At 64.4% G+C, this 10,399-nt stretch carries 9 protein-coding genes and 1 pseudogene; 8 read left to right on the top strand and 2 right to left on the bottom strand.

Features of this window, described 5'->3' with window-relative positions:
- From JWQ89_RS02995 to JWQ89_RS02975, 5 genes and pseudogenes are all read left to right on the top strand, one after another.
- A pseudogene (locus JWQ89_RS02995) lies at nt 1-642 on the top strand (ABC transporter substrate-binding protein); the annotation flags it as partial.
- Between the two features lie 159 nt (nt 643-801).
- Nucleotides 802-1,689 (top strand): sugar ABC transporter permease, encoded by an 888-nt coding sequence (locus JWQ89_RS02990; RefSeq protein ID WP_299638277.1) that lies wholly within the window; start codon nt 802-804, stop codon nt 1,687-1,689.
- Entirely contained in the window at nt 1,689-2,591 is a 903-nt protein-coding gene (locus tag JWQ89_RS02985; RefSeq protein ID WP_299638276.1) for a carbohydrate ABC transporter permease, read from the top strand. Before JWQ89_RS02990 ends, JWQ89_RS02985 begins: the two co-directional genes overlap by 1 nt.
- 14 nt (nt 2,592-2,605) lie before the next feature.
- A complete protein-coding gene (ugpC, locus tag JWQ89_RS02980; protein WP_299638275.1) occupies nt 2,606-3,682 on the top strand; it encodes a sn-glycerol-3-phosphate ABC transporter ATP-binding protein UgpC in 1,077 nt (358 codons plus the stop codon).
- Nucleotides 3,683-3,760: 78 nt separating this feature from the next.
- Nucleotides 3,761-4,489, top strand: a complete 729-nt coding sequence (locus tag JWQ89_RS02975; RefSeq protein ID WP_299638274.1) for a ThuA domain-containing protein — start codon at nt 3,761-3,763, stop codon at nt 4,487-4,489.
- Between the two features lie 123 nt (nt 4,490-4,612).
- Here the strand turns inward: JWQ89_RS02975 and JWQ89_RS02970 are convergent, their stop codons facing one another.
- Nucleotides 4,613-5,128, bottom strand: a complete 516-nt coding sequence (locus JWQ89_RS02970) for a cytochrome c (protein ID WP_299638273.1) — start codon at nt 5,126-5,128, stop codon at nt 4,613-4,615.
- Between the two features lie 65 nt (nt 5,129-5,193).
- Entirely contained in the window at nt 5,194-7,260 is a 2,067-nt protein-coding gene (locus JWQ89_RS02965; protein WP_299638271.1) for an FAD-dependent oxidoreductase, read from the bottom strand.
- A 273-nt stretch (nt 7,261-7,533) separates the two neighbouring features.
- On the opposite strand from JWQ89_RS02965, the gene JWQ89_RS02960 reads away from it, so the two are divergent.
- The 3 genes from JWQ89_RS02960 to JWQ89_RS02950 all read left to right on the top strand — a co-directional run bounded on the left by JWQ89_RS02960 (nt 7,534) and on the right by JWQ89_RS02950 (nt 10,339).
- A complete protein-coding gene (locus JWQ89_RS02960; protein WP_299638269.1) occupies nt 7,534-8,013 on the top strand; it encodes a MarR family transcriptional regulator in 480 nt (159 codons plus the stop codon).
- Between the two features lie 119 nt (nt 8,014-8,132).
- On the top strand, nt 8,133-9,056 hold the full coding sequence (locus tag JWQ89_RS02955) for a LysR substrate-binding domain-containing protein (RefSeq protein ID WP_299638278.1): 924 nt from the start codon (nt 8,133-8,135) through the stop codon (nt 9,054-9,056).
- Nucleotides 9,057-9,181: 125 nt separating this feature from the next.
- Nucleotides 9,182-10,339 carry an ABC transporter substrate-binding protein gene (locus tag JWQ89_RS02950; RefSeq protein ID WP_299638267.1) on the top strand — a complete coding sequence of 386 codons (1,158 nt, stop codon included), beginning with the start codon at nt 9,182-9,184 and terminating at the stop codon, nt 10,337-10,339.
- The last annotated feature ends 60 nt before the right edge of the window (nt 10,340-10,399 follow it).

Raw genomic sequence — 10,399 nt, 5'->3', positions numbered from 1 at the left:
TTCGACCTCAACGGCGAGGGCGTCCGGGATGTCTTCCAGTTCTACAAGGACCTGATCGACAACGACCTGATGCCGGTGCAGCCGCTGCTCGGGCCCGAGCCCTGGGTGATCCCCAAGTATGAGATGTTCCCGCATGGCGAGCTTGCCGCGACCACCTGCGGCTCGTGGTGCTACATCTTCGACTGGGGTCGCGAGAGCAAGAACCCCATTCCGGACGTGACCAAGGTCGTCGGCACCTGGGCCGACCCGGGCCAGGAGAACGGCGAGTACGTGCTCGCCAACCTCGCAGCTCCCTGGGCGGTGAACGCCAAGGCCGCCAATCTCGACCTCGCGAAGAAGGCCCTGCTCGAGACCGGTTCGCTGCAGTTCCAGATCGACTCCGCGGCCCGCATCGGCAACATCCCGTCGAGCAACGCCGTTCAGAAGGATCCCGCGTTCCAGGCGCTGACCGAACTCGTTCCAATCCAGGCTGCGGCCGAGCATGGCACGTACCTGAAGCAGGCGAGCGGCATGTCGGTCGTCTCGGAGGGCGTGGCGCGGGCGACCGAGGCGCTGCTCCGCAAGGAGACGGACGCCGCTGGCGCGCAGAAGATCCTCGTCGACTACGTGACCGAGACGCTCGGTCCGGACGCGGTGAAATAGGCGTCGGCAGGTTCTCCTCCGCCGCCGATGCTGGAGACGCGGGGCCACCCCCGCGTCTCCACCCAATTCGAGATAGACGGCGCCCGCGGGCGCCTGCCCCGGCGGCTTGGGCTTCATCCCTGAGATGAAACCGCGCCGCTCCAACACTCCGGGTCCCAGATGATCAGCGACGCCTTCCAGAAGCGCAGAGAGCGACAGATGCTGTTGCTGCTGTTGCCCGCGCTGCTGCCACTGCTGATCCTGGTAATCTATCCGGCGCTCTATTCGGTCTATCTGAGCATGACCAACGAGGCGCTGACCGGCGTCGCGGCGCAACGGCCGCGCTTTGTCGGCGCGGCCAACTATTTCCGCCTGTTTTCGGACGCGCGGTTCTGGAACTCGCTGTTCGTCACCTTCGTCTTCGTCGTCGGCTCGGCGATCATCGGCCAGTTCGTCCTCGGCTTCATCTCCGCGATCGCCTTGCGGGGCCGCAAGGTCGGCAGCCAGGTCTTTGGCGCCGCGATCCTCCTCCCCAACGCCGCGCCGGAAGTGGTCGCCGGCTTCATGTGGATTTCGATGCTGGCGGGCGGCGATCACGCGACGCTGAGCAAGATCATGATCGCTCTCGGCCTGCCCTGGGCCGACTGGCTGCAGACTTTCCCGCTGTTCATGGTCACCATGGTCAACACCTGGCGCGGCATCGGCACGGCGATGATCCTGCTCACCGCAGGTCTCGCCGCCATCCCGAGCGAGGTCTACGAGGCCGCCCGCATGGACGGGGCGAACGCCCGGCAGACCTTCATGCGCATCACCCTGCCGCTGATGGCGCCGACAATATTTCTCTACATGCTGATCTCGACCGTCTCGACGATTTCGGTGTTCGGCCTCGTCTACGCGCTGACGCGCGGCGGCCCGGGCAACGCTACCGAAGTGATCAGCGTCTACATCTACAACCAGTCGTTCACGACCTTCCAGCTTGGCTATGGGGCAGCGGGCGCGGTGGTTGCGCTGCTCATCTCGCTGCTCTTCGGCATCAGCTATGTGCGCGCGCTCAGGGTGCAAGTCTGATGGCCGAAGTCCGCAGCTCACGTACCGTACTGACCAGCATCACCGCCTACGGGACGCTGATCGTCATCTCGATCTTCTGCCTCCTGCCATTTGTCTGGATGGCGCTGGCCTCCGTGGACAGCAACGCGCAGCTGTTCCTCAAGTGGCCCGACAGCTGGACGCTCGACAACTATAGCCGTGTCTTCAACAAGGAGGACGGCTACCGCTGGTTCGGCAATTCGCTGTTCACCGTGCTGAGCGCGACGATCCTCGTGATCATCATCTCAGGGCTCGGCGGCTATGCGCTGTCGCGCTCGCGCGCCTGGTGGAAGCAGCCCTTCCTCTACGCCATCCTGCTGATCCGCGTGCTGCCGTCGACCGCGCTGCTGGTGCCGCTCTACAAGATCCTGCTCGGCTTCAACAATGCCGAGGGCGCCGTGGTCCGCCCCCTTTTCGGCAGCGCCTCGCGGCAGGTGATGCAGATCTTCGGCTTCATCGACGGCTATCTGGGCCTCATCATCGTGCTGACGGCGGGACAGCTGCCGCTGGCGCTGTGGATCATGAAGGTGTTCTTCGACGGCGTGCCCAAGGACTTCGAGGAAGCGGCGATCCTCGATGGCGCAACGCTGGTACAGCGCATCCGCCGGGTGCTGATCCCGCTGGCGCTGCCGGGGCTCGCGGCGGCCGGGCTCTTCACCTTCATGTCGGCCTGGGGCGATTTCCTGCTGCCGCTGATCCTGCTCTCGTCCGCCGAGCTCAGCACGCTGCCACTAGGTCTGTTCCGCGCGTTCCTCAGGGTCAACGAGATCGACTACGGGCTCCTCGCTGCGATCGCGGTCGTCTACCTCATCCCTGCCGTCATCGCCTTCAGCTTTGCCCGGCGGTTCCTCGTCCAGACTTTCTCCGGCGGCGTCAAAGGCTAGCGATGTCCACTCCCATGATCGAACTCAAAGGCGTGAACAAGCGCTACGGCCATGTGCAGGTGATCCACGATGTGGACATCGCCGTCGCCGACGGCGAGTTCACGGTATTCGTCGGCCCTTCAGGCTGCGGCAAATCCACCCTGCTCCGCATGATCGCGGGGCTCGAGACCATCGACGGCGGCGACCTGGTTCTCAACGGCAAGCGCATCAACGACGTGCCGCCCGACCAGCGCGGCATCGCCATGGTGTTCCAGTCCTATGCGCTCTACCCGCACATGACGGTGGCGCAGAACATCGGTTTCTCGCTCGATCTGAAGAAGGTGCCAAAGGCCGAGATCAGCCGCGAGGTCGGCAGGGTGGCGGAGTTGCTGCAGCTTTCCGAACTGCTCGACCGCCGGCCGGCGGCGCTTTCGGGCGGCCAGCGCCAGCGTGTCGCCATCGGCCGCGCCATCATCAAGCGGCCGCGGGTGATCCTGTTCGATGAGCCGCTGTCTAACCTCGATGCCGCGCTGCGCGTGCAGATGCGCGCCGAGCTGCAGAAGCTGCACCAGGAACTGAAGCCCACCATCGTCTACGTGACGCATGACCAGGTGGAAGCGATGACCATGGCCTCGCGCATCGTGGTGCTGAACCAGGGCCGGGTTGAGCAGTGGGACACGCCGATCGCCCTCTACAGCAACCCGGTGAACACTTTCGTTGCCGGCTTCATCGGCTCGCCGAAGATGAACCTCCTCTCCGGCACCCTCGGCGCCGATGGCGACGTGACGAGCTTCCGCGCCGATGCCGGCTGGTCGGTGCCGCTGCCGGGCCGGTCGCTCGCGGGCAAGATCGGCGAGCGCGTGACGCTCGGCATCCGCCCCGAGGAAATCCGGCCCGTCGATGACGCCGGCAAGGCCGACTTTGCGGCGACCGTCGCAATCGTCGAGCGGCTGGGGGCTGAGACTTACCTGAACGTGACGAGCGGTGATGCAACACTGTTGGTGCGCGTTCAGGGCGACCTCGCCATGAGCCCCGGCGAGCCGGTGCAGCTCGCCATGAACCACGACGCCTTCCACCTGTTCGACCAATCCGGCCGCGTCATCGCGGCGTGACTGGAATTGTAGTTTGTCGCGCTTCCGAACCGGAAAAGTCTGCAACTTTTCCTGGAAACGCTCTACCTGGAGACCGAAGTGACTATTCGCCTGACCATCTGGAACGAAGGCCGCCACGAAAAGAACGACCCGCCGGTCGCCAAGATCTATCCCGACGGGATGGACGGTGCGCTCGCCGCCGGCCTCAGGGACCGCGACTTTCAAATCGAGCGGCGCTCAATCGACGATCCGGACCAGGGCCTGCCGCAGGAGCTGCTCGACCGCACGGACGTGCTCACCTGGTGGGGGCATGTCGCCCATGACGAGGTGAAGGACGAGGTGATCGACCGCGTACAGCAGCGCGTGCTCGAAGGCATGGGGCTCGTGGTGCTGCACTCGGGGCACCATTCCAAGATGTTCCGCCGGATGATGGGCACTAATTGCAACCTCGCTTGGCGCGAGCTGCCCGAGGGCGACCTCGAGCGCGTCTGGGTGACCAATCCGGCCCACCCGATCGCCGAAGGCCTGCCGCCCTTCTTCGAGATCCCGGCCTCGGAAATGTATGGCGAGCCCTTCGACATCCCGGCAGCCGACGAGATCGTCTTCATCAGCTGGTACAAGGGCGGCGAGGTGTTCCGCTCGGGGCTCACCTTCTATCGCGGGCTGGGCCGCATCTTCTATTTCTCCCCCGGCCACGAGACCTTCCCGATCTACCACAACCCGATGGTGCACAAGGTGATCGGCAACGGCATCGAGTGGGCGATGCGGCCGCACAAGCCCTCGCGCAAATTGGAGAACTGGCACCGCAAGGAGCCCATCCACCTGTAAGCAGACGAAAACGGGGCGGCCCCGACCGCCCCGTTTGCTTTCGGGCTCAGAAGTGTCCTCGCCTGGCGGCGGATTCGAGGCGTGGCAAGGGCGCTTATATCGAGCAGGGACTTTGCGGAGTGGCTACCGATCCGACCATGTCGGCATGGGCTGTTTCATAAAGGCGACCTGGACGTAGGCCACGAGATCCTTGAGTTGGTCCTCGGAATAGGCGCCGCTGACCAGAATACCGGACGGCGCGGGGCCGATCGGATTTCCGTAGCATTCAAGCTCGGTGTAGGCGCCCTTCAGCCAGGCCGGCATACGGGTATCGGGGATGCCGCACTCGGTGATCATCAGCATCGACTCGGGATCAAGCACGGACTTTCTGAGACTTGGCCCGGCGGGAAAATCCGCGCTGTGTCCGCCTTGACCGTTGTTTCCGTGGCAATTGTAGCACGCAGCGTCGCTCCACACCCGCTTTCCCGCGAGGAGGATGTCCGCGTCCGAGGCGCCAGCAGGGGCGGCGCCAGCCGCGTTGCTCGACGGGGCCGGGCTACTGGGACTGCCCTCGCCCAGCACAGGCAGCGACAGCACTACCCCGAGGGTGAGCACGCCTGCGAGAAGCGCGGTGCTAGCACCTGCCAAGCGAAGTGTCATCGTTCATCCTTCAGGGATAGCGGCGCCGCGGAGCGCTGCCCCGCGGCCGTTTGAGGCAAGCCTGGTCAGGTCCCGGACTCAAGGGCTGCGTGCGTCCCCGCCATGTAGCCCTGCACAGCGGCACGGCCGATGCCGTGCTGGCTGCCGCCGCCGCTGGCTTCGCCTCCAGCGTAGAGCCCGGGGATCACGTTGCCGTCCAGGTCGACGACTTGCGTCTTGCCGTTGATCCTGAGCCCGCCATAGGAGTCGTTTACGGTCACCGGCATGAGCGCGGCATAGAACGGTCCCGTCTCGATCTTATGCATTATCGGCTTGCCGAACTCATCGTCCTGTCCGGCCTCTGCCGAAGCGTTGTACCTCGCCACGGTATCTTCGAGATGGGTCAGATGCATGTGCTGGTACGGGTTGCCGATGACCATGCGGCTCAGTTCGGCAAGCGTGTCGGCCCTGAAGAAGAAGCCGTCCGGCGGGTCGGCGATATAGGGCGGCCGAATCTCCCAGCCGTTTTCGTCAACCGCCCCCTGGTCGAAGATCGCCCATACCGGACCGGAGGTGAAGTCGGGCCCGCGCGAGCCTTCGTTGATGCCCAGCGCCGCGGCATGGATGCCGCTCATGGCATATGTTCTGCGGACATGCTCGATGCTCGAGTTGTTCCAGTCGAGCGCCCTGAACGGCTTGTTGGTTCCCGACATGCCCGGCGGGTACGTCGCACCAAGCAGCGCCTCTGCATCCATCGAGCTTTCATCATAGATGCGCTGGCCCACCTGATTGACGGCGATGATCCACTCCGAGCTGACATCGACGCCGGCAGACCGGACAAAAAGCGCCGCCGGGTGTCCGGGAAAAGTTGCGTCCCAACGCGAACTCGTGCCGACCCGCAGGTTCAGCCTCGGCGAACCCAGCGTGTGGTTGTTGCCCTGGTAGAGACCGGCAAGAGCTGCACCGACCTTCATGCCGGCAATGATGCCGCTGGCGTCTTCATGGCGATCGCCCATGACGGCGACGCTGTACTGGAAAGACGGTTCGCGCAGGCGCGGGTCGAACATCGTGCGGAAGTTCACGTTTCCCATCCAGCCACCTGTTCCGACGATCACCCCCTTGCGGGCGCGGACATGGATGACCGGGTTCTTGTCTTCAATATTGCCGTTGTTCCACCAGCTTTCGAGGCGCTCCCCCGTCTCGGGGTTGTAGCGCGGCGAATAGCTGGCCGTCACACCCAGGACCCGCCCGTCCCTGCCTTCGCGGATGATGGTGTCCATGTGGCGGTTGACCATGAACTGGACGCCCTTCTTGCGCGCGCTGTATTCGAGGCTTCGTGCCACCACGAACCCGCCAAATACGTAGCCGGGAGCACCAAATGCCGTGGCCGGCGGAGCGGGCGGCCAATACATCGGGTTGAATGGCGAGTTCTTCTCGTTGTCGCTGTCACCTTTGTCCTCGATGGTGATCGTACCCGCTTCGATGTCCGTACTGTCGCCGATCTTCATGATCGCCCACGGCGCGCGGGCCTTGCTCATCCCGCTGCCCAGGTTGGACCCCGTGATGCGCGACCAGCGGACATAGTTGTCCGACATGAACCGGCGCACCTGTGCGGCATTGTCGGCCCAGGCCCGCAGTAGCTCGGGGTCGTTGTAGCGGTATTCCGCAGTGCCGCCGTCGTTGACGACCGACCAGTCGGTCATGTCACGGAAGAGCGTGTCCGGGTCATCCGTGACTTCCTCCGCAGGCAATACCGGTGCGCCCAGGCCCAGGTTGTCGGGGTCGAGCCCCAACCGATCACGTTCCTGGATATGGTCGCCGCCACCCAGCGAAACCCACCCGCCGGAATGAGCCATCTTGCCCCCGACGTCATAGTTCTGTTCCAGCACAATGACGGAAGCACCCAGGTCCCGCGCTCTTACGGCAGCGGCGAGGCCTACGCCGCCACTGCCAAGCACGACGACATCGGCCTCGTGGTCCCAGCCAGTGCGTTCGGCCATGCCTTCCGCTTGCGCTACGCCGCCGGCAAGCCCGAGCCCGACGACGCCGACACTCGCGGCTGCGCCTTTGGTAAAGAAGTCACGGCGGCTGACGCCGGCCTTCGCGAGTTTCTGTGTCGGACCTTTCGACCCGGGACCCTGCTTTTTGGTCATTGCTACACTCCTCCCAATTCGGCGTTGAACGCCTCACTCGGCCCGCCCCAAGGGTCGGCCGGGGTCGCATGTGATGACTGCATTTCCCTAGATTCAGGCGCATCTCCCAGCACGGACCGTTTGCCCGGTCTCGTTCGACATTTGTTTGGTAGCATACGGTCCTTGCCAATCCAAGATTGTATGCGTCGCTACAGAGCACTTTCTCTTGAGCCGCCCGAAGCGCTATAGAGTGGCAACCAAACCATGGCGGGGGCATGCGCAATGGCTAGAAAAATGAAGACTGTCGCAGAGTTTCGAGCCTATGAGCGGCGGTTGCCGCGCTACATCGACCACGAAGAGCTGCTGTACACGATGCATGAGCTGTCGCGGCTCATCAGCGTCCATTTCGACAAGGTCATGGCGCGTCACCAGCTCACCCATTCGCAGTGGTGGGCGCTCATGCATATCTTCGAGCAGGAGGGCGTGACGCAGACCGAGTTGGCAGTGATCATGCAACTCGGCCGCGCCTCGGCCGGGGGCGTGCTGGAGCGGCTCGAGGCCAAGGGCTGGATAGAGCGGCGAGCCGACCCGAAGGATAACCGGGTACGCCGGGTCTATCTTTGCGACGCCGCCGTTCCCGTGTTCGAGCTCATGAACGAGGAAGGCCAGCGCGTATTCAAGACCTGGCTCAAGGGCGTTGGCCCCGACAAGGAAGAAGAGGCGCTGAAAGTGTTGCGGCTGATCCGGGCCAACGCTGGCGGTCACACCGACTGACCAGCCGCGAAGGATGTGGCTCTGCGGTCCTCCTCGCCTTCTTGAGAGGAACGTTCGTTCACGCCGCAGTCCGCTTATCGCCGGATTGAGCGGCGAACGTCCGGATGCTTAAGTGGATCATGGCCTTCACCCTCCGGCAGCTGCAGTACTTTATCTCGGTCGCCGAGGAGGGGACGGTTTCGGGCGCAGCGCAGTCGCTGTCGATCAGCCAGTCGGCGGTGACCGACGCGATCAAGGACCTCGAGACCGATCTGGGCGTAACGCTGTTCGAGCGGCACCGGCGCGGGCTGACGATCACCCACAAGGGGCACCAGTTCTATCGGCACGCGACACGCATCCTCGCCAGCGTCTCGGATGCCCGCCGGAGCTTTGGCGAAGCCGAGACACCGGCGGGCGGGACCCTGCAACTGGGGGTGACCTCGCTGGTGGCGGGGTATGTGCTGTCGGACCTTCTGGCGCGGTACCGCCGGGCCTATCCCAACGTCAACGTCTCGGCGATCGAGGACAATGGTGACTATCTCGAGCATCTGCTGATCGGTGGAGAGCTCGACGTGGCGGTGATGGTGATCTCGAACCTGCGCGACCGGGTGGCGCTGCAGGCGGAGATTTTCGAGACGTCGGCGTATCGGCTGTGGCTCCCGCTCGGGCATCGGCTGGCGGGGGCGGACATCATCTCGGTGTCGGACATCGTGCCCGAGCCGCTGATCATGCTGACGGTGGACGAGACCGAGGAGAATACTGGCAAGCTCCTCGCCGCGTTCAGCGCCAAGCCGCACGTCGCATTCCGCACCCGCTCGGTCGAGGCGGTGCGCAGCCTCGTCGCGACCGGGGCCGGGATCGCGCTGCTGCCGGATCTGGTCTACCGGCCGTGGTCGCTGGAGGGCGATCGGATCGAGAGCCGGGATATCTCGGGCTCGCTCCCGGTGGTTCAGGTCGGGATGGTCTGGCGGCGGGGCAGCCAGCTGACGCAGGCGGCGCGCGACTTCATCGGCCTCGCGCAGCAGCAGCATTCGCCGCGTGGCCGGTCTGCCCAGGAACGATAGCAGCAATCGGTTTTTCCGATTGCTGCCCACGGCCGAATGCATTTGCGAATGTTCGGATGCCCGATAAGCTCCCAAACAAGGGCATTGTGCGCATTTGGGAGCGCCGCCCGAGCAGGGAGAAACCGATGAAATCCATCCTCAAGACGTGTACGGCCTTGACCATGGTTGCGACTTTCACCGGCCAGGTGGCTGCGCAGGAAATGCTGCAGACGCTGGGCGCGGGCGAGGGCGAAGTATCGATCGTCGCCTGGGCCGGCTATATCGAGCGCGGCGAGACCGACCCCAACTACGACTGGGTCACCAAGTTCGAGGCCGACACGGGCTGCAAGGTGTCGGTGAAGACCGCCAATACCTCCGACGAAATGGTCGCCCTGATGAACGAGGGCGGCTTCGACTTGGTCACCGCCTCGGGCGACGCTTCGCTGCGCCTGGTCGCCGGCAAGCGGGTGCAACCGATCAACACGGCACTGATCCCCTCCTGGTCGACGATCGACGAGCGGCTGCAGAACGCCCCCTGGCACACGGTCGATGGTGTCCATTACGGCACGCCGTACGTGTGGGGCGCCAACGTCCTGATGTACAATACCGAGGTGTTCGGAGCGACGCCGCCGACCAGCTGGAACGTGGTGTTCGAGGAGATGAACCTCCCCGACGGCAAGTCCAACAAGGGGCGCGTGCAGGCCTATGACGGACCGATCTACATCGCCGATGCGGCGCTCTACCTGATGGCCCATAAGCCCGAGCTGGGGATCACCGACCCCTATGCGCTGAACGAGGACCAGTACAAGGCGGCGCTCGACCTGCTACGCGTGCAGCGCACTCTCGTCGGACGCTACTGGCACGACGCCTATATCCAGATGGACGACTTCAAGAACGAAGGCGTCGTCGCCTCGTCCTCCTGGCCGTTCATGGTCAATGTGCTGGTCGCCGAGGGTGCCAAGGTGGCCTCGACCTTCCCCGAGGAAGGCATCACCGGCTGGGCCGACACCACGATGCTGCATTCGGAGGCAGCGCATCCGAACTGCGCCTATATGTGGATGGAGCACTCGCTCTCGCCCAAGGTGCAGGGCGATGTGTCGGCCTGGTTCGGCACGGTGCCGTCCGTGCCGGCCGCCTGCAAGGGCAACGAACTCCTCACCGACGAGGGCTGCACGATGAACGGCTACGAGAACTTCGACAAGATCCGCTTCTGGCGAACCCCGACCGCCAAGTGCGCGACGGGCGAATGCGTGCCGTATTACCGGTGGGTCAGCGACTATGTCGGGGTGATCGGCGGGCGGTAACTGTAAGCACCGAGGGTGGGGCCACCCCCACCCTTGATCCCTCCCCACTAGGGGGAGGGA

It is taken from the genome of Devosia sp. (assembly GCF_028290645.1).
GTDB lineage: Bacteria > Pseudomonadota > Alphaproteobacteria > Rhizobiales > Devosiaceae > Devosia_A.
Note: the sequence above shows the minus strand (reverse complement) of the source record. Positions and strands in the feature narration are given on the sequence as shown.